This window comes from Shewanella sp. MTB7, from assembly GCF_027571385.1.
Lineage (GTDB): Bacteria > Pseudomonadota > Gammaproteobacteria > Enterobacterales > Shewanellaceae > Shewanella.
On record NZ_CP085636.1, the window covers coordinates 2,463,731 to 2,484,184 of the forward strand.

At 44.2% G+C, this 20,454-nt stretch carries 17 protein-coding genes and 1 other annotated feature; of the genes, 10 read left to right on the top strand and 7 right to left on the bottom strand.

Going from position 1 to position 20,454, the window contains the following annotated elements; all coding sequences use genetic code 11:
* Nucleotides 1-869 precede the first annotated feature (869 nt).
* On the top strand, nt 870-2,039 hold the full coding sequence (locus HWQ47_RS10445; RefSeq protein WP_269971055.1) for an HD-GYP domain-containing protein: 1,170 nt from the start codon (nt 870-872) through the stop codon (nt 2,037-2,039).
* Between the two features lie 78 nt (nt 2,040-2,117).
* On the opposite strand, the gene trpA is transcribed toward HWQ47_RS10445, so the two are convergent.
* From trpA to HWQ47_RS10475, 6 genes are all read right to left on the bottom strand, one after another.
* On the bottom strand, nt 2,118-2,939 hold the full coding sequence (gene trpA / locus HWQ47_RS10450) for a tryptophan synthase subunit alpha (protein ID WP_269971056.1): 822 nt from the start codon (nt 2,937-2,939) through the stop codon (nt 2,118-2,120).
* Complete coding sequence (trpB, locus tag HWQ47_RS10455) at nt 2,932-4,155, bottom strand: tryptophan synthase subunit beta (protein WP_269971057.1); 1,224 nt, start codon at nt 4,153-4,155, stop codon at nt 2,932-2,934. Before trpB ends, trpA begins: the two co-directional genes overlap by 8 nt.
* Before the next feature lie 109 nt (nt 4,156-4,264).
* The gene (gene trpCF, locus HWQ47_RS10460; protein ID WP_326515613.1) at nt 4,265-5,710 is read right to left on the bottom strand and encodes a bifunctional indole-3-glycerol-phosphate synthase TrpC/phosphoribosylanthranilate isomerase TrpF; all 1,446 of its coding nucleotides are present in this window, start codon (nt 5,708-5,710) and stop codon (nt 4,265-4,267) included.
* A 1-nt stretch (nt 5,711) separates the two neighbouring features.
* A complete protein-coding gene (gene trpD / locus HWQ47_RS10465) occupies nt 5,712-6,770 on the bottom strand; it encodes an anthranilate phosphoribosyltransferase (RefSeq protein WP_269971059.1) in 1,059 nt (352 codons plus the stop codon).
* On the bottom strand, nt 6,767-7,372 hold the full coding sequence (locus tag HWQ47_RS10470; RefSeq protein ID WP_269971060.1) for an aminodeoxychorismate/anthranilate synthase component II: 606 nt from the start codon (nt 7,370-7,372) through the stop codon (nt 6,767-6,769). The genes trpD and HWQ47_RS10470 overlap by 4 nt, the downstream gene beginning before the upstream one ends.
* Nucleotides 7,369-8,928: an anthranilate synthase component 1 gene (locus HWQ47_RS10475; RefSeq protein ID WP_269971061.1), complete on the bottom strand. Its 1,560-nt coding sequence runs from the start codon at nt 8,926-8,928 to the stop codon at nt 7,369-7,371. The genes HWQ47_RS10470 and HWQ47_RS10475 overlap by 4 nt, the downstream gene beginning before the upstream one ends.
* Nucleotides 8,929-9,002: 74 nt before the next feature.
* Nucleotides 9,003-9,111 (bottom strand) — a sequence feature (Trp leader region).
* Nucleotides 9,112-9,377: 266 nt separating this feature from the next.
* On the opposite strand from HWQ47_RS10475, the gene rnm reads away from it, so the two are divergent.
* The 6 genes from rnm to HWQ47_RS10505 all read left to right on the top strand — a co-directional run bounded on the left by rnm (nt 9,378) and on the right by HWQ47_RS10505 (nt 14,527).
* The gene (gene rnm / locus HWQ47_RS10480) at nt 9,378-10,241 is read left to right on the top strand and encodes an RNase RNM (protein ID WP_269971062.1); all 864 of its coding nucleotides are present in this window, start codon (nt 9,378-9,380) and stop codon (nt 10,239-10,241) included.
* A gap of 88 nt (nt 10,242-10,329) precedes the next feature.
* On the top strand, nt 10,330-10,950 hold the full coding sequence (locus HWQ47_RS10485; protein ID WP_269971063.1) for an L-threonylcarbamoyladenylate synthase: 621 nt from the start codon (nt 10,330-10,332) through the stop codon (nt 10,948-10,950).
* Nucleotides 10,951-11,068: 118 nt separating this feature from the next.
* Nucleotides 11,069-11,857, top strand: a complete 789-nt coding sequence (locus tag HWQ47_RS10490) for a segregation and condensation protein A (RefSeq protein ID WP_269971064.1) — start codon at nt 11,069-11,071, stop codon at nt 11,855-11,857.
* A 103-nt stretch (nt 11,858-11,960) separates the two neighbouring features.
* Nucleotides 11,961-12,623, top strand: a complete 663-nt coding sequence (gene scpB / locus HWQ47_RS10495; RefSeq protein WP_269971720.1) for an SMC-Scp complex subunit ScpB — start codon at nt 11,961-11,963, stop codon at nt 12,621-12,623.
* Nucleotides 12,616-13,479, top strand: a complete 864-nt coding sequence (gene rluB, locus HWQ47_RS10500) for a 23S rRNA pseudouridine(2605) synthase RluB (RefSeq protein ID WP_269971065.1) — start codon at nt 12,616-12,618, stop codon at nt 13,477-13,479. Before scpB ends, rluB begins: the two co-directional genes overlap by 8 nt.
* Before the next feature lie 136 nt (nt 13,480-13,615).
* The gene (locus tag HWQ47_RS10505) at nt 13,616-14,527 is read left to right on the top strand and encodes an exo-alpha-sialidase (protein ID WP_269971066.1); all 912 of its coding nucleotides are present in this window, start codon (nt 13,616-13,618) and stop codon (nt 14,525-14,527) included.
* A 50-nt stretch (nt 14,528-14,577) separates the two neighbouring features.
* On the opposite strand, the gene HWQ47_RS10510 is transcribed toward HWQ47_RS10505, so the two are convergent.
* Entirely contained in the window at nt 14,578-15,315 is a 738-nt protein-coding gene (locus HWQ47_RS10510) for a YciK family oxidoreductase (protein WP_269971067.1), read from the bottom strand.
* Between the two features lie 265 nt (nt 15,316-15,580).
* Here HWQ47_RS10510 and HWQ47_RS10515 point away from each other — a divergent pair, with 265 nt between their 5' ends.
* The 3 genes from HWQ47_RS10515 (at nt 15,581) to HWQ47_RS10525 (ending at nt 20,446) form a co-directional block, all read left to right on the top strand.
* Nucleotides 15,581-18,067, top strand: a complete 2,487-nt coding sequence (locus tag HWQ47_RS10515; RefSeq protein ID WP_269971068.1) for a VolA/Pla-1 family phospholipase — start codon at nt 15,581-15,583, stop codon at nt 18,065-18,067.
* 171 nt (nt 18,068-18,238) lie between these two features.
* The gene (gene sohB, locus HWQ47_RS10520; RefSeq protein WP_269971069.1) at nt 18,239-19,270 is read left to right on the top strand and encodes a protease SohB; all 1,032 of its coding nucleotides are present in this window, start codon (nt 18,239-18,241) and stop codon (nt 19,268-19,270) included.
* A gap of 147 nt (nt 19,271-19,417) precedes the next feature.
* Nucleotides 19,418-20,446 carry an AraC family transcriptional regulator gene (locus tag HWQ47_RS10525; protein WP_269971070.1) on the top strand — a complete coding sequence of 343 codons (1,029 nt, stop codon included), beginning with the start codon at nt 19,418-19,420 and terminating at the stop codon, nt 20,444-20,446.
* Nucleotides 20,447-20,454: the final 8 nt, after the last annotated feature.

Here is a 20,454-nt window from a genome sequence, read left to right on the forward strand (position 1 = left end):
ATGTTCTTATCATTTTTCTCATGTACAAATTAGCGTTCGGAGCAGATCATTCTATTAAAATGGTCTACCCAATTTATTACTTGTAAGAGGCCATAATTGAACCGGATTTTATGTCTGAAAACGTTTTGTCCATTAGGTTAATAGGACTCAAACCACCGCATTCCACACAATCAATCACTGTATTTATCTTTCTTATAGTTATGGTATGAAACATACTTCTAACGTTTCAACTTCATATAAATAAACTTGGTTTGAAGAGTCTTGAATCTATGTGAAAAGTTGTGAAATATACGATTGTATTTTTTAATCTATTGATTGTGTTAATTAAAGTTTTTAACTGATTCGATGATAATATCTGTTAGTTAGGTTGTTTTTCACGACGGATGAACTGATATTGCTGTCGAGTTAATCTGATATAGGTGCTAAAGACAGTGGCGGGAAGGAGTTAAGATCTGGGATTGTGTTACTTACGTGCAATAGATCAGAGTAAATGAATTCATTTGCGTCGTTTTAAAGGGGCAACCTGTGTTCTAGTTCAATTTATCATGATCTTGCCGTAGTAAAAACGTCATCCATCTAATGGTTATCTTGACTCTGAGTATCTGTGGGATAGCTGCTTTTACCTTATTCACGCGCTGATATATTGTTTAATCTGTAGTTATATAACAATATTAAGAGATAGATTGATTCTGGCTAACGTAAGGCTAATATTCTTGTGTTAGGATGCTGGCGTTTTTGTATGAGGATATAGCTACAGGTGAAGGCTGGTCTTTGATCAGTTTGTAAACCATAATTTAAATCTGATTGTCTCGAATCAATTTTCGTATCGAGAGTCGGAGGTTTTGCTTTAGGAAATAGGGTTTCAACATATGATTGTCGAGCAAGATATCTCTAATGTTCGTGTTGGCATGTACGTTCTGGACATTACCTACCCGAAAGGAAAGTTTCACCTTACTAAGCCCAGTTGGTTGGATAGTGAGCGTGTTATTGAAGGGCTAAGGAATAAAGGAGTGCAGCGACTTCTTATCGACATGAGTAAGACTCGAGAACCTTCGGTGATCTCTCCTCAGATTATAGAAATAGTCGTTCCTTCTTTTACACAACAAATTACCCAAGCTAGATCGGTTTTTGACGAGTCTAAAGGTATTCAGAAAAAACTGTTTCATGCAGCAAAAAATGGTCATGCACTTGATCTTCAATCTGTATGTAAGATCACCGATGAATCTATTGATATGATCTTTGAAAACCCAGATGCTCTTGCATGCGTACTTAACATCCGCCATAAGGATGAGTACTTACTAGAACACTCTATTGCTGTATCTGTACTGCTCACTATGTTTGCTTTTCATATGAAGTTTGAGAGAGAGATTGTCAGTCAGCTGGCCATCGGGGCATTTCTTCATGACGTGGGAAAAATTATGATCCCGGATGCCATTTTAAATAAGCCCGGGAAGTTAACAGATAAAGAGTTTGAAATCATGAAAGCGCATGCCACTCACTCTATTAATGTGATTAAGAAGACCCCAGGTGTTAGTGCATTAAGTCTTGAAGTCGCTGCATTACATCATGAAAAGCTTAACGGTGAGGGATACCCTAACAAGGTCAAGTCTAATGAGATCTCTATCTATGGGCGTATGATCTCCATCTGTGACATTTTTGATGCATTGACATCGAGTCGCTGCTACAAAGAGGGTTATTCTCAAGTAAAAGCCTTTAGTATTTTGAGAGAGTTAAGTAAAGATAACCAACTTGATATAAATTTGGTTGATAATTTCATTCAGTGTATGGGGGTTTATCCAGTAGGGGCTCTGGTTCAGCTTGATTCGAACAGATTAGCCATTGTTGAGAGTCATAATTTACAAGATCCAGTTCGCCCGAAGGTGAAGGCCTTCTATCGTTTAGATCCTAAACAATTCGAATTGGCACAAAATATTGATTTATCATCGATGCAGACCGAACGGATAGTGAAATGTGTCAGAGCCGATGAATTTAACTTAAATATGGATCAGATCATTGAGTTTTTAGCCCATGAGGGTTGATTGCTAGCGCTTAGATAAATGGTACAAATAATAAAATAGCGCCTATTTGGCGCTATTTTTGTGTAGATGATATGAATCTTACTCGGTTGCAGCTTTCATTTTGCGGGTGAATTCACCTAATTGAGCAAGAAGTTCTATTTCATTGTTTTTATTGGCTTCGATAATTTTTACCACTGCAGAGCCTGAAATGGCACCAGCTGCGCCAGCTTGAATGGCTTGTTTTACTTGAGCTGGCTCAGCAATACCAAAACCTAGCAGTGGTGGTGCGCCGTTAAACTCCTTGAGTCGAGATAAAATATCACCAATAGGCATACCCGCTTTAGACTCTGTACCCGTGACACCTGCACGTGATAAGAGGTAGGTATATCCTTCTCCTTTTTCGCTGACAAGCTGAAGGGTGTCACGATCTGCATTAGGCGGAGCGATAAAGATAGGTGCAATGCCATGGGCTTTAGCCGATGTGATAAATGGATCCGCTTCTTCAACTGGCACATCAGCGATCAATACCGAATCGATGCCAGCGGCTTTTGCTTTAGCGTAAAAAACGTCGATACCGTTAGCAAACACTAAGTTTGCATAGAGGAGCAGTCCGATAGGCAGCTCTGGGTATTTAGCCCGAATAAGCGTCAGCATTTCAAAACACTGAGTTGGTGTGGTACCCGCAGCGAGTGAACGTAAATTTGCTCCTTGGATAACCGGACCATCAGCCAAAGGATCAGAGAAGGGGAAGCCTAGCTCTAGTGCATCAGCGCCATTTTCAACTAGGCAGTCGATAATCTTTAGTGAAAGCGCAGGGCTTGGGTCGCCTAAGGTGACAAAAGGGACAAATGCACCTTGATTTTTCTCTTTTAGTGCGGCAAAAGTTGCCTTATAACGGCCTGCTTGTTTAAATTCAGTCATTGCCACTCTCCTCTTTTTGCTGACTCGTTTGTGATTTCTCGCGCTCCTCTAATATGTCAGCTACGGTAAAGATGTCTTTATCGCCACGGCCCGATAGATTAACCACTAATAGGGTCTCTTTTGTGGCTTTTTGCGCCAGTTTGACGGCGTAAGCTATGGCATGAGCAGATTCTAACGCTGGGATGATCCCTTCGCAGCGAGCCAGTAGTTGGAAAGCATCTAATGCCTCATCGTCGGTTGCTGACTCATAGGTTGCGCGTCCTGTTGCAGCCAAATGTGCATGCTGTGGGCCTACCGACGGAAAATCAAGGCCTGCAGAGACTGAGTATGACTCCTCAATTTGCCCCTCCTTATCTTGCATCAAAGGTGCTTTCATGCCGAAGAAAATGCCTGTTTTACCATGCTTAAGTGGTGCGCCATGCATCGGCGTATCTATGCCTAATCCTGCAGGTTCAACGCCAATAAGCTGCACACTAGGTTCATCGATAAAATCGGCAAACATACCGATTGCGTTGGACCCGCCGCCAACACAGGCGATAACAGCATCGGGCAAGCGGCCTTCACGTTCAAGGATCTGTTTCTTCGTTTCTTCACCTATCATGCGCTGGAACTCACGTACGATAGTCGGGAAAGGGTGTGGACCTGCCGCAGTACCGAGTAGATAATGGGCTTTTTCATAACTGCCGGACCAGTCACGCATCGCTTCATTACAAGCATCTTTTAACGTGGATGAACCCGATGTGACAGGAATAACCTCTGCACCCATCAGTTTCATTCGAAATACGTTTGGCGATTGACGCTCGATATCTTTTGCGCCCATGTACACTTTACACTTGAGACCGAGAAGTGCACAGGCTAGGGCCGTCGCGACACCATGTTGACCGGCGCCAGTTTCGGCAATGATCTCTTTTTTACCCATACGTTTAGCCAGTAAAGCCTGACCTAATACCTGATTGGTCTTGTGCGCGCCACCATGAAGTAAGTCTTCACGTTTGAGGTAAATTTTAACTAATGGATTTGGACTCAAGTTGCGCGTAAGCGTTAGGGCTGTTGGACGACCGGCATAGTTTTTGAGTAGATCGGTAAACTCGGCCTGAAATGCTTCATCTTCTTGTGCTTCAATAAATGCAGTTTCTAACTGTCTCAGTGCAGGCATTAATATTTGTGGTACGTACATACCACCATATTCGCCGAAGTAGGGGTCGAGCTTAGTCATTTGATATCCTTAAATAGATCTGCTTTGCATCTCTATGTGTGCCACTTTCGTTAAAGAGACGGTGGCGTTAATTGGTGCCATTTAGGCAATATGTCAAAAATACTATTTATTAATACTGCCTTAGGGCGCGAAAGGCTGCTGCAACCTTTTGGTGATCTTTCTGCCCCGGTGTCAGCTCTAACCCTGAGTTAAAGTCCAGTCCGTAGAAGCCCTGGGTGGCAGCGCTGCTGGCATTGTCTGCATCTAAACCGCCTGCGAGCATGGCGTCTTGTTTGTTTGGAAGTTGTTGTTGCCAGTTAAAGGTGAGGCCAGTGCCGCCAAACTGAACGCCGCTTGCCTTGCTGCTCTTGCTATCAAACAAGATACGCTCAACATTGGTTGGGATAGATAATTCACTGGCGGTTGCATCAACATCAATGGGGATAGCTTTCCAGATCTGTGCCGTGCTATCTGCGGCCGCTAATGCGTTGCGTACTTGGCTTATCTCATATTCAGATTCGTTGCCATGGAGCTGTACTGCATAGAGGTCAAGTTGTGAGGCAACTTCAGCGATATGTTCAGGCACTTCGTTGACAAACACACCGACAAAATAGAGTTGTTTATCGGTAGCCCGCTGCGCTTGAGTGAGGACCAGTGCTTGCTCTGGGCTGATATACCGCGGTGATTTTTTAGCAAAAATAAGTCCGCCGTACACCGCGCCAGCATCAGCTACGTTGTTGCTGTCAACAACGGATGTCAGTCCGCACACCTTGTTATGGCCAAGAGTGAGCGTACGACAGGCTAAGTCTAAATCATCAGCGGCCATCAAGGAGCTGCCCACAAGGAAACCATCAACGAGTGGGCTTAAACGGCGTACTTGGGCTTGGTTGTATATGCCAGACTCACTTATCACCACGCGATCGGCAGGAATATGAGGTGCGAGCTCCTCTGTGGTGGCTAAATCTGTCGACAGGTCACGCAGGTTACGGTTGTTGATGCCAATAATTGCGGCATTCAAGTCGATGGCTCGCTTGAGTTCAGCTTCGTTACTCACTTCTGTCAGTATATCTAAGCTGTATTTTTCAGCCTCTGTAGCAAGCTTGCGGTATTGCTTATCGTCCAGTACCGACAACATTAATAAAATAGCGTCGGCGCCTTGGTGTGCGGCTAATTTAACTTGATAGGTGTCAACGAAAAAGTCTTTGCATAATATCGGTTGTTTAACCCGAGCGCGGACTTGAGGAATATAATCCATGTCACCTTGAAAAAATTGCTCGTCAGTAAGCACTGAGATGCACGCAGCGTAATGATTATAAACATCGGCTATCGCTTGGACATCAAAATGCTCGCGGATAAGGCCCTTAGAAGGACTGGCTTTTTTACACTCGAAAATAAAACCAGCGTTGGGGGCTTTTAATGCATCAAATAAGCTTCGATCAGATATCTTTGGCTGCAAACTTGCTTCAGGGAAGCGTATTTTTAAAGCGGCAATATGGTCAGCTTTGGTGTCGACAATTCTTGTTAGTACATTGCTGACTTCTTCTGTAGATGAATAGCTCACTGTGACTCCTGACATATTATTTAGCAGCAGTGCTAGCGTTAGCGAGCTGCTCAAGTAGTTGATACGCTTTACCACTGGCGATGGTCTCTAGTGCCCGCTGCGTTCCGGATTTGACGCTATCACATACGCCTGAAATGTACAGGGCGCACCCCGCATTTACGGCAACAGCGTGGCTGTGGGCCAGTAGTCCTTTTCCTTGTAAGATTGCTCGTGTGAATTCGGCATTATCAATGGGTGTCCCGCCCTCTAAATCTGTTAATTGACCTTGGGTTACACCTAAATCCTCAGGGGTTAAGGTGTACTGTGTGATGACATTATTATTGAGCTCACACACTAAGGTGTCGCCGTGTATGGCCACTTCATCAAGTCCGCTGCCATGGACCACCATAGCGCGCTTCATGCCTAAAGCTTTTAATACTTCGGCTATCGGCGCCACCAATTCGGCGCTGTATACGCCTAAAACGATAAAATCCGGATGTGATGGGTTAATAAGCGGCCCAAGTACGTTAAACAGGGTGCGAGTTTTCAAGGCTTGGCGCACTGGCACTGCGTGACGCACGCCGCCGTGATAGTGAGGAGCAAATAGAAAGCACAAGCCGAGTTCATCCAAGCAATCACGGGCTGTTTCAGGCGCCATAGTGAGGTCTATGCCAAATTGTGCTAGTAGATCCGATGAGCCAGATTTACTTGAGACGCTGCGATTACCATGTTTTGCCACTTTGGCTCCAGCGGCGGCGGCAACAAAGGCGGCGGTAGTGGAAATATTGATGGTGTTATGGCCATCACCGCCAGTGCCAACGATATCGACAATTCCTTGTTCACGAGTTATTTCACAAGGCGCAGGAAAAGCTTTAGCTGCGCTACGCAAGGCATCAGCGGCGCCGGATATTTCATCTATGGTTTCACCGCGCATCTTCATTGCAACGAGCATACCGGCCATGGCAACCTCACTCATCTCTCCGGCGATGATACTACTGACCAGTTGCTTGGTTTCTTCTCGAGTGGCTGAGTCCCCAGCGAAGAGTTTATCTAGTATCGGTTGCAGATCAGCTGACTTGTTCAGATTTTGGCTCATGCATTAACTCCTTGATGGCGATTAATGCCGGTTAACTCGTTTAACGTTTGAATAAGCAGCTGGCTGCCAAGTGTGGTGAGAATGGATTCTGGGTGAAACTGAAATCCAATTGCTTGATGGCTTTTGTGGGAGATAGCCATGGGCATCGATTCCGTGGTTGCTATCACATCTAAACAATCAGGCACCACAGTGGCAACGAGGCTGTGATAACGAGCAACAGGCAGAGGAGAGGGGAGATTGTTAAATATGCCGCTTGCTTGATGATAAATTGGACTGGCTTTGCCGTGAACCACTTGGTTTGCTCGCTCAACTTTTCCGCCGTAATGCTCTACTATGGCCTGATGTCCAAGACAGATCCCAAGCATGGGGACTTTACCTGCAAGCAGGCCAATGAGCGCCATTAAGCAACCTGCTTCGTGGGGAGCACCAGGGCCAGGTGAGAGCACTAGCGCCGCTTTATTCTTTTCATTGAGTAGCTTGTCGGCAATAAACTTGGCGTCGACATCGTTACGGTAAATGACAACTTCATAGCCTAAACTTCTGAATTGATCGACTAAGTTGTAGGTAAACGAGTCGAAATTATCGAGTAGATACAGTTTCATAGTCCACCTCCCATTTTAATGGCTGAAATCACTGCTTGGGCTTTTTGTCTGGTTTCATCAGCTTCTGCTTGTGGATCTGAGTCAAACACGACCCCAGCACCTGCTTGGATATAAGCTGTGCCGTCTTTAACAAAAGCAGCGCGAATGACAATACAGGTATCCATGTCTCCCAAACTGTTTAGATAACCTACTGCGCCACCATAACTGCCACGGCGGCTTTTTTCAGCTCCACGGATCAGTTGAGCTGCACTCACTTTAGGTGCACCGGTTAACGTGCCCATGTTCATGCATGCTTGATAGGCATGGAGCGCATCGAGATCGCTGCGCAGTTGACCTGTTACGCGACTGACTAAGTGCATCACGTGGGAGTAACGGTCGACTTTCAATAACTCTGCGACTTTTCGTGTACCACTTTGACTGATGCGGGCCACATCGTTGCGGGCTAAATCGACCAGCATTAGATGTTCAGATAGCTCTTTTTTATCCAGTCTCAGTTCAAGTTCAATGCGGCTATCGAGATCGAAATCTATCTCGCCATCGGCGGTTTTTCCGCGTTGGCGTGTTCCTGCTATAGGGTAGATCTCAACTTGATTGGTGTGGGTTTCATATTTTAGCGCGCTCTCTGGAGACGCGCCAAAAAGGGTAAAGTCTTGACCCCGAAAGTAGAACATATAGGGGCTGGGGTTAGTTAAGCGTAGCGCACGATAAGCGCCTAATGTGTTAGGACAAGGTAGGCTAAAACTACGTGAAGGTACCACTTGAAAAATGTCACCAGCAATAATATGTGATTTTAGGTCTTGTACCATTTGTTTAAACGCATCATCACTGATATTAACTTGGGTATCAGCGGTTACAGGGATTAAAGGGTCAATCACTGAGGTTTGCTCAGCTTGAGCTTGTAGGCTTTGTACTCGCTTTAATAATTGGTTTTTTAGTTCAGGTGATGCGGGTGAATCTTGGGTGCTAAACAGGTGCGAAACAATGTCAGCTTGTTGCTGTTGATGATCAATAAGAATCAATGTTTCGGCGAGGTAAAACAGATAATCGGGACAAGTGTTTTTACCTTGAGGGACTTCAGGGAGCGGCTCGACGGTGTCAATTAAGTCATAAGCCAATACGCCACCTAAAAACAGATCTTCAAATGCTGGTGTCTCACCACAACTGATCTCTTTGACTAACGCGCGCAAGCCATCGAGAGGAGAGCTCGACTTGAGTCTGGCATCCTCATCTAATATCTCTCTCTCTTTAACCAATGTTAGCGTTAAAATGTGTTCATTGAGCTCGCTGTGAGCATCATTAAAGAACGTTTGTATTGGCGTTAACAGTTGCAGACCATTATCGGTTAATGCGGTGAAAGTGAGTTGGTAGCCATCACAACGTATCATCATGGCGCTATGAGTCATCACCATGCTTTTTAGATGGTCTTTGCTCTCAATTTCAGCGGATTCGAGTAACATTGTGTGTGGCGCATCTTGGGTAAGTTGCTGGTATAAGCGCAGAGGGTCCGCATGATAGGTGATCCTCTCCTTACTTGACGTCACGTGAGCTATTTTCATCTAATGTCTCGCTTATCTTATTGTCTTGTATCGCAATAGGGGCTGATCTTTATTTTTTGTGTTAAATTTCAAGTACAAAAAAGCCCGCAATCTATGCGGGCTTCTTGTTGAATCTTGTCTCTTTTACATGAGCACAGAGTTTCACACTACCCGCTAATTTGGGAAGTGCCACCACCAATTAATGTTTTGTGCTTGAAAACGTGTGTTCATTCTAACCCTTGAAATGGTAAGTATAAAATCATGTAAAATAGAGCGGAGCATCTTTATGCTCCCAATGCCTATATAAAAGCATTTGCGAGTGAACCATGTCAATTGAATCTTTTAAAAATTGTCATATTTTTAGTTTATATCTTAGATACACAATTACAATAGTGTTGGCAGAATGATGAAATTATATCCCCGTTGATGTTAATTCCCCTTTTGCTAACAAACTCAAGTAGAATAAGCCTATGACAGATGAAACTTTATTGGCCGATCTACATAGCCACACGACGGCCTCCGATGGCATGTTGACCCCCTCTGATTTGGTAGAAAGAGCGATCGTTAATGGGGTACAAATGTTCGCCATTACCGATCATGATACCACCGCAGGTTTAACAGAGGCTCATGCCTATAACAATAGTCATGAGACACCACTTCGATTAATTAATGGTGTCGAAATCTCAACGCGCTGGCATAACCATGACATTCATATTGTGGCCTTGAATATTGATCCTAATGATAGCGACCTTGATGATTTTTTGATTCATCAACGTAGTTTACGTGAGTTGAGGGCGAAAGAGATTGGTGAGCGACTCGCAAAGGCTGGTATTGACGGAGCTTATGCTGGCGCAAGAGCCATTGCTGGTGATGCGGCATTAAGTCGTGGCCACTATGCGCGTTGGCTTGCTGATAAGGGCTATGCAACGAGCATGGCTAATGTGTTTAAGAAGTATTTGGCACGTGGGAAAATCGGTTATGTGCCTAACAATTGGTCAGACATGGCGACGGCCATTGAAGTGATACATAAAGCCGGTGGAATTGCTGTGTTAGCTCACCCAAGCGGCTACAAATTGTCGACAAAGTGGGTTAAGCGGTTAGTTAGGGAGTTTAAAGAGGCGGCAGGTGATGCCATGGAAGTGGTGCTCAGTCAACAGACTGTCGATGCCAGAAACTTTTTAATCTCTCAATGCTTACAACATGAGTTGCTAGCATCATTGGGAAGTGACTTTCATTTTCCGGGAAGCTGGACAGAATTGGGTAAAAGTATGTATCAACCTCCTGGTGTTAATTGGGTGTGGCAGATGGATAGTTGGCCCTTGGCTAGTGCTTAAGCGAGTGTTTACTTCGGCCAAATAATGTTTATTTAGACTAAAATTTCCCATCGGCTAATGTGGTCAGATGGTGATGGATGGAATCGAGATGAGTCAGTTTTTTTATGTACATGAAGAAAATCCACAAGCCCGTTTGATCAATCAAGCGGTCAATGCCATTAAAAATGGCGGTGTGATTGTCTACCCAACAGATTCAGGCTACGCCTTAGGCTGCCTACTTGGTGAAAAAGATGCCATGAGCCGTATTGCGCGGATCAGGCAGATAGATAACGATCATAACTTCTCCTTAATGTGTCGTGATCAATCTGAATTGTCTACTTACGCTAAAGTGGATAATCAAGCCTATCGAGTGCTTAAACATAACACGCCAGGCCCTTACACCTTTATTTTCAAAGCGAGTAAAGAGGTGCCAAAGCGCTTATTGAATCCGAAGAAGAAGACGATTGGAATAAGAGTGCCAGACAATGTGATTGCTTTGGCACTGCTTGAGGCCCTCGATGAACCGTTAATGTCTACCAGCTTGATTATGCCTGGAGAGGAGTTTGCAGAATCCGATCCTGAACATATTCGTGATATTTTAGAACATCAAGTGGATGTGATTATTCATGGTGGCTACTTAGGTCAAAAGCAGACCACTGTTATCGATCTCTCTGAAGGAGATATTGAGATTTTACGTGAAGGAGCGGGTGATATTAGCTCGTTTACGTAAACTCGGGTTAAAGTCTGTGAAATGTTAACTTAACAGGGTATAATCGCGCGCTTTCTTAGGTCATGGGTCGTTAATTTGGACAATTCACTCTAAGGAATTCTTGGTATAGAGGGCAGTGATGCAGGGGACTCAAATACGTTTACCTTTGGCCATTGTCAGAGGCAAACCGATCAAACAATTTCCGATCGATTTGTTTATACCGCCTGAAGCTTTGGAGGTCTTTCTCGAATCTTTTGAAGGGCCGTTAGATCTGCTTTTATATCTGATCCGTAAACAGAAATTAGATGTGGTTGAGTTGCCCATTTGGCCAGTGACGGAGCAGTATTTAGAGTATATCGACTTGCTTCAGGGGGCGCGAGTTGAGCTTGCCGCAGACTATTTGGTGATGGCTGCAACGCTAGCTGAGATTAAGTCTCGTTTACTGTTACCGCGTCCTAAGAGTGATGATGAAGATGAAGAGGACCCTCGGGCTCAGTTGATCCGTCAATTGAAAGCTTATGAGGTGATTAAAGAGGCGCAACAAGAGTTAGATGCGCTGCCTCGACTCGAACGAGATTTTTTTCAGGCTAAAGTGACACCAGCGCCAGATATCAAGCCAGTGTTATTGCCGCCACAGGTGTCATTAGCGGATATGGCAAGGGCCTTTGCTGCTGTACTTCAACGGGTTGAGGCGACGGTTGATCATCAGGTTAAACGTGAAGTCTTGTCGACCCGCGAGCGAATGATACAGATACTCGCTTTGTTAGACGGTGAAGAGTATTTACCGTTTGAAGCGCTTTTTGATGCAAAAGAGGGGCGGACTGGTGTGGTTGTGAGTTTCTTAGCGCTGATGGAGTTGGTGAAAGAGCTCTTAGTGGAGTTGATACAAGCCGAGCCATTTTCAACGATACACGTGAAAGCCTATTGATGATGTTACTCTTTGATAGTCTAAGTGTGTTGGTGACTGAGCAGCTGTTAATAATATCATAACCTTACTCGCTAGGACGAATTGATTGTCAACAAGTAAACTATTGCAGATAAACCCTGACCAGCTTAAGCAGCTTATTGAAGCTGGCCTGTTTGTATTGGGTAAAGCGGTAACGATTAAAAGCTTAAGAGAAACAGTGCTGGTAAACTTTAATGTATCAAGAGCTAGAATTAAATTAGCGATTGAAGAGTTACAAGAAGATTACCAAGGGCGTGGCATTGAGTTAGTCGCGGTTGCTGGTGGGTATCGATTTCAAACGATCGAAGCGTTAAGCCCGTATTTACAAAGTATGTGGCAGGAAAAGTCGCCAAAATATTCGAGAGCCACATTAGAAACCTTGGCGGTGATAGCCTATCGTCAACCCGTCACTCGAGGTGACATAGAATTTATTCGAGGTGTGGCGGTAAGTAGCCACACAATGAAAAGTCTATCCGATAGACATTGGATTAGAGCGGTGGGGCATAAAGAGGTACCGGGAAGACCGGCGCTATATGCAACAACGACAGACTTTTTAGCTTACTTTGGCTTAGATACGATAGCGGATTTACCTCCTCTGTCTGATCCTGAGTCACTAGCGGCCCTGTTTTCAAATGCAGCGGCATCAAATATTTCGGGCTCAGTTGATGAAACACCGGATATTGGTGCTCCTGCCGATGAAGCAGAGCCTAAAGATACACAAAATAGAGAAGAGTCTAGTAATGAGTGAAAAATTGCAGAAAGTCTTGGCCCGTGCAGGCCATGGCTCCCGTCGTGAGATGGAGGCATGGATTGCTGCAGGCCGAATTAGTGTTGATGGTGAGATAGCCAGTCTTGGTGATCGAGTAGAAGGCGATGTGAAAATTCGTATCGACGGACGCGCGATTACGGTTAAGTCTGAAGATGATCTCATTTGTCGCGTGATTGCTTATCACAAACCGGAAGGTGAGATCTGCAGTCGTAAAGACCCTGAAGGTAGACCAACGGTTTTCGATCGTCTTCCTAAGACCCGAGATTCACGTTGGGTTGCAGTTGGACGTCTGGATATCAATACATCAGGATTATTGCTATTTACTTCAGATGGAGAGTTGGCTAATCGCCTGATGCATCCATCGAACGAAGTTGAGCGTGAATATGCTGTGCGTACATTCGGTGAAGTAACTGATGCTTGTATTCAGCGACTGCGTACCGGTGTGACACTGGAAGATGGTCCGGCACACTTTGACAAAATCAAAGCGGCTGGCGGCGAAGGCATGAACAAGTGGTGGCATGTGTCACTGGCTGAAGGCCGTAACCGTGAAGTCCGTCGTTTATGGGAGTCTCAGGAAGTTCAAGTGAGTCGCCTTATTCGTATTCGTTACGGTATGATCGAATTACCCAAGTCACTGCCTCGCGGTGGTTGGATTGAGTTGGAGCTTGAACAGGTCAACTACCTAAGAAAGACCGCTGGACTCGATAACGAAAACCGCACTATGCTAGGCACAGATAAACACAGTGTTGCTCGTGCTAAAGTGAAGAGTGCTAAGATCAAGCGTGCTGTAAGTAAACACAAAACCAATGTCAGTAAAAATACGCGTCAGCGTTAACTGCAAGTTTATACTAGAAAAAGGTCGCTAACGCGGCCTTTTTTGTGTCTGCAATTCAGGGGAAGTGCCATAGCGTAAGGAGCATTCATTCGATACCGTGCTATATATAGTTTAACTGCAACCATTAGGCTTTATCATGAAATTGATGTCAGTGAATAAAATCTGGGACTTGGCGGATCATAATGCATTCACCGACATGGTGCGTTTTCGTGATGTTTTGTATTGTGTATTTCGCGAAGCAAGTGCCCATGTATCAGACGATGGTGCACTGCGAATCATTCGATCCCTTGATGAAGGTAAAAACTGGGGATCTGCAGCACTGTTCCAGATGAGTCATGCAGATTTGAGAGATGGTAAACTTGTGGTGTATGGGGAAGAACTGTTGCTGTTAGGCGTGGGTAATTTTATTTTGCGCGTTAAACAGGAGAGGCAGTCCTATGTTTGGCGATCTATTGATGGGATTTCTTGGTCTGCCCCTGCAGAGGTCGCTAGGCCTAATGACTGGTTGTGGCGATTTTGTTTGCATAAAAACGTGCTGTGGGGGATCTCCTATCTTCCAAAACCTAAAGGCTACGTGAGTTTATATAAGAGTTTAGATGGTCATTACTTTACTCGGATATTTAAAAACTTGAATAAACAGGGCTATGTAAACGAATCAGGTCTGTTTTTTGATGAACACGATAATGCACACTGCCTGCTGAGACGAGATCCAGTTTGGGGCCCCGCAGAGACTGCTCTTTTAGGATATTCTAGGCCGCCTTATCAATACTGGAAGTGGCAGGAGTTAGATAAACGAATTGGTGGGCCAGTGAGCTTTTATTATCAAGGCCATCATTATGCTGTCGTGCGCCTTTATGACGGCAAGATCAGAACCAGTGTGGTTGAAATAGATGCCCAGTTAGCTAAGATCACAGAGTTGATAAGTCTCCCCTCTGGTGGTGATAGCAGTTATGCCGGAGTGGTGCTTGATAAGGGATGTTTAAAGGTAAGCTATTACTCATCCCATGAGGGAAGAACAGCGATTTACTTTGCTGAAATTGATATCTGATCGTCACAGTAAAGTGAAAAAAGGGAGTGAAATACTCCCTCATTTATCGGTTACTGAGCGTTAAATTGCTGCCCGTTAATCTCGATGGAGTCATTGCCCATCAGATAAAGATATGTACTCATTATCTCTTCAGGGCTTTTAAGGGTTTGTTGGTTTTCAGCTGGGTAAGCATTGGCCCGCATACTTGTGCGTGTTGCTCCTGGATTGATACTATTTACCCGAAGATTTGAATCTTCATATTCATCCGCAATAGCTTGCATCATGCCTTCGGTGGCAAACTTAGAGATAGCATACTCACCCCAGAAGGCTTTGCCTTGTCGGCCGACGCTGCTTGATGTGAACACCAATGAAGCCTGTGGTGACTTCTTCATTACAGGGAGTAAGGCTTTAGTCAGCATTATCTCAGCAATGACATTCACCTGCATCACCTCTTTTACTGAATCCATTGAGATATGTTTAAAGGGGCCTAGAACGCCTAACATGCCCGCATTATGTAAGAGCCCATCTAAGTGACCAAATTGTTCCTCTATGGTCTCAGCCATATCGATATAGTTTTGTTCTGTGGCACCTTTGAGATCCATAGGTACGATGGCAGGTTTTGGGCAACCCGCTTGCTCAATTGCATCATAGACAGCTTCCAGCTTTTTGACTGTTTTGCCGAGTAAGATCACCGTAGCACCATGCTTTGCAAAACAGATGGCCGCTGCCCGACCTATGCCGTCTCCTGCGCCTGTGATTAAAATTGTTTTGTTAATAAGTAGATCTTTTGCAGCTTGATATTCCAACATGAGTCAATATTTCCTATCGGCGGAAAAGCCCGCCACCTCTAGAGTCACTGATGTGATAAACAGATGTTTAAAACAAATGATTAATTATTGTTCGTGTATTCACTGTGCGTTTGTGACAAAAATGTAGCTAAGTCAATATATTTGCGTTAACTTGAACTTAGGTAGGGACTTCTAAAAGTCCTGTTTGGTCATTCAATTATTGTCTATTGTGACCAAATTTTTTGGGGAAAACAAAAATTATTACAACAAGATTTGGGGAACAAAGATGAAAAGACTCTTTTTGGGTGTTGCGATTGCATCTGCGCTTGGATTAACGGGCTGTGGCGGGGACACTGTAGATGAATTAAGAGAGAAGGCAGATATTCTGATCCCTGAATCTCATATTGCTTTTGATCCCGGTAATGCTGATCCCGCTAAACGAACATTACCCTTGCCGAATGATCTTTTATTCAGTGGTACTAGTGATGGTACCATCAATATGCCTGGTGAAATGGCTGATGGTACAAGTGATTACACTGATCCCTCTATGGCAATTGGTGCACTAGATGGTTGGTCTACTACATCCCCAATCTCTATTACTGTAGAATTAGCCAGTGATCATGATGGTAAAGCACTGACCTTAGATGCCGCTTCGGTTTTCCAGCCTGGTGCGGTGAGAATGTTCGAAGCCACCGTTGGTGGTCCTCTTTCATCGGATCCTGAATGTAAGGCGGCGCCATCAGCTTCTGCCTGTAAGGTGGGAGATGAACTGACATTTGGTGTCGACTTTGTCTCTAAAGCTTCAGGCAGTACGATTGCAATCGTGCCGCTAAAGCCGTTAAAAGCCAATCAGTCTTATATTTATGTAACGACAAACCTTATTCAAGATAGTGCCAGTCAACCGATTGCGGCATCAGCAACGTATACCAGTGTAAGGTTGGATATTGAGACTCATCCACTTGAAACAGAATCTCAGCTAACTCTGCAGACGTTGGTTAACAGTTTTGAAAAAGGCTTAGCGACAGCTCATGGTGTTGATGCTGAAACACTCAGTTATTCAGGTCTCTTCACGACACAGTCAGTTGTGGATGTTTATGAGACGACAAAATTGTTGATGTTAGATCCAACACCCGGCAATCCCTATGCACCTTCTATCTCGCTTCCACAACCGCATCCTTTAGGGATCACAGTTGCACAAGCTGCAGGCCTAACGCCTGCTGATGGTGATGCATATGCAGTATCGAATTTAGCGGATGTTTATACGGCAGAGCTGACGATTCCGACTTTTGGCCATTGTGATTCAACAAAATGTTCAGGTATCAGTGGTTCTTGGAAGGCGCTGGGAGATAGCCCTGTATCAGTGTTGCTTGCTCTGCAAGCTGGTACTATGAGTCAAACTAAGTTTGGCATGCAGGCTGCAGCTTATGGTATTGATCCTACTGCAGCACTTGCCAACCCTGCGCTTTTAGCTGGAAAAACTTGGTTATTAGATGATGACACTGCAGCTGATAAAGCAAAACATCTGACCAAATTCAATCCTATTGTACAGCCCACAGGCCAAGAAACTGTACCTGTGCTCATCTCTATGCCAAATGCAGAGCGAGTGGCACAATTTAGCGCTGACAATGGATTAAACTTTACACCGCCTACAGCTGGATGGCCTACGACTATTGCTATGCATGGTTTAGGCGGTGGTAAAGAGATGTCTCTTGCCTACGCAGGAACTTACGCTGCCATGGGGATTGCGACTATCGCCATCGATATGCCGCTCCATGGTGCACGTTCATTTGGCGCTAATGGTGAAGGCGTATATGCAGTATCAGCCTCAGACCCCTCTTATGGGGCTGTAATTGGACAGCCAAATGCTTTCGCAAATGGTAATCCCTTAGTATTTATTAACATTGAAAGTACCTTAAGTGTGCGTGATAACTTCCGTCAAGCAACCAATGATCACCTGGCTTTACGTGCTTCATTAACGGGACTGGCGGGCGCACTTGCACAAGCTCAGTACCCACAGATGTTTGATATTAATAATATCAGTGCACAAGGGTTAAGTTTAGGCGCAATTGTCGGTACAAACTTCTCTACCTATGCAAGCACTGGCGTGATTCATCCTGAGTCAGGACTTGATTTAAGTTATGTTTATAAGATTAATGCGACCTCGTTAGTGGCGCCAAGTGGTGGATTTGCCGGTACCTTTATCGGTTCAGCGACATTCGGTCCTTTACTGTTCGCTAATGTTACTGCAAGTGATACTTTTCAAGACTTGGTTGATGCGGCCAATATTGCTGGTTATGAACCTGGGTCAGCTGAGTATGCTGCTCTTGTTCAAGCGGTTTATGCTGGGTTCTTGCCTACATTTGCGTTTGCTGTGCAGACGGCTGTAGATAGTGCAGATCCAATTAACCATGCTGCTATGCTTAAGGCGACTGAGCTCCCAATTCATTTGATTGAAGTGGTCGGTGACGGTGATATGCATCTGCCGGATCAAGTGTTGCCAAATACTGTTGCAAACTTTCCTATATCAGGTACTGAACCATTAATCACCCATTTAGGGTTGGCGTGTGTAGAGACGACAACAACAGGTGCTTCAGGTGCTGTACGATTCGTTAAAGGTCATCACAGTTCGATTGTCAGCCCTGCAGGTGTTGAAGGCTCTGCAGCTGCAACAATTGAGATGCAGCAACAAGTGGCAGGCTATGCTCTTACGGCAAGTAAGGGGAGTGCGGGTATTATTATTCAGGACTCAAGTGTTATTAAAAAATGTCCTTAACCTTCAGGTTAAGTTGTCATTGAAACACATTTAATCTGTTAGTTTGTGTAAAAACCCAGCGTTTGCTGGGTTTTTTTATCCCATTCTTTTTTTATGCTCCTTTTGCTATTTGAAACTGTTAGAATGACGCTTATTTTCGATTGAACATAGAGCAGTTTGCTGGAGCATATTTTGGAATTTTTGTACGAGTATGGAATGTTTTTCGCTAAAGCGATCACTGTGGTGTTATCAATTATTGCGGTCGTGATTGTTGTTTTAGCTTCTGCTATTAAGCAAAAAGGGGGCAAAGGTGAGCTAAGACTGACCAATCTCTCTGAAGAGCTTAAAGAACTACAACATGATCTTAAAGAGGACCTCTACAGTAAGCAGCAGTTTAAAGCTTATGAGAAGCAACTAAAAGCTGATGAGAAAGCTAAAGAGAAGGCACTTAAAGAACAGAAAGAGCTAACAATAGACCCACGGGTTTTTGTTATTGATTTTAAAGGCAGTATCGATGCCCATGAGGTTTCTTCATTACGTGAAGAAATCAGTGCCATTATTGCTATCGCTGAGCCGGGTGATGAAGCCATCGTTAATGTCGAAAGTGGCGGCGGTATGGTTCACGCTTATGGTTTAGCTTCGAGCCAACTTGATCGTTTGCGTCAGGCAAACATTAACCTAACTATCTGTGTTGATAAAGTGGCTGCCAGTGGTGGATATATGATGGCCTGTGTGGCGAATAAAATATACGCAGCCCCTTTTGCCATTGTTGGTTCTATTGGCGTTGTAGCTCAAGTACCAAATTTCAATAAACTGTTAAAAAAGCATGATATTGATTATGAGCAGCACACTGCGGGTGATTTTAAACGTACTTTAACTGTCTTTGGTGAGAATACCGATGAAGGTCGTGAGAAGTTTCAGCAGGAGCTTGAGGAGACCCATGAGTTGTTTAAAGAGTTTATCGCACATTACCGTCCTGACTTAGATTTGGCTAAAGTAGCAACGGGTGAACATTGGTATGGCCAGCAAGCAATTGAGCTTGGGTTAATCGATGCTATCTCGACCAGTGACGATGTTATTCTTAATTTGGCGAAAGAGCGCACAGTGATTAAAGTGAGATATCAATTAAAGAAAAAATTTGCTGATAAAATAGCCCATGCCGCGTCGTTATCTGTTAACTCTATTTTTAACAAAATGGCAGAAAAAAACCAAGCGATGAGTTAACACTCGTGGTTCTCTGCTTTGTTATATGATTTAAGGCCTGCATTTCGCAGGCTTTTTTATTTTTTCATTTTCATTTTGTTAAAAAACACTGTCAAATCGTCCTTGAATAATATACAAAATAGATAAGAATAAAAAAGAAGACTCTTGATGAATTACGTGCAAAGTTATAAGCGGAATATGTTGGTCGGTGATCAGTCTTATCCGGCCTATCAATTACGAAACTTACTTAACTATCTGCAACAGCATTTTGGTGATGAGGTAGTTGAGAGTTTATGTCTGCAGATTGGTGTTGGGGTGTCAGAGCTCGAACATCTACAACTTATTTATGTTTGGCAAGCCGACTTCGCTATGGAGTTTTTACAGCAATACACCCAAGATCCAGAGATTGGTGCCAAAGTGGGCTATCAATATACGGTCAATGATCTGGATTTCTTACTCAGTTTTTTTAATCAATGCAAAACGATAGGGGAATGCCTACAGTTCGTGCTTTCACATCCTGAACGCGTGGGCAGTTTTACCGATACTCTAGTCAGTCATGAGGAGGGGAAGTTACGTATACGTTGGCTAAATACAGGTAAAATAAATAAGAAGCGCTACTCGTGTCAGTTTCAACACAGTGTGTGCGGTTTAATTAAGATTGGCACTGGTTTAGCTGGGCAGCCAATACTATTCGAGCGGATCAGCCTTGCTGAGACGAAAAGAGATGCTAGTTTTTTGTCTTCAATTACCGGTGCCGACGTGCAATTTGGCAGTGAATTTAATGAGTGGTCAATCGATCAAAAGTTTCTTTCTTTACCCGTAACTTATGTTTTCAATAAAAATCGAATCAATCCTATTTCGACCCAGCAACCCTCTTATATTGAAGCCTTGTTAGAGCAACTACGTCAATCGTTTCCTGATTGTCCCAATATGGAGCAGATGGCTGTAAGGCAGAATATGAGTGCTCGAACACTTAGGCGTAAGATTTCACAAGCTGGAAGCAGTTATCAAAAACTGGTGGATCAGGTGCGTTCTCAGGCCGCGATAGGCTTGATTCTATCAGAAGAACACAGCATCGAAGATATTGCTGAGGTGATGGGGTTTGGCGATGTGAGTCATTTTCGTCAAAGCTTTAAACATTGGCTAGGTCAACCACCAGGCCACTTCCTACGTCTCAATGAGAAGCCCGTAGATTAATCTTACCT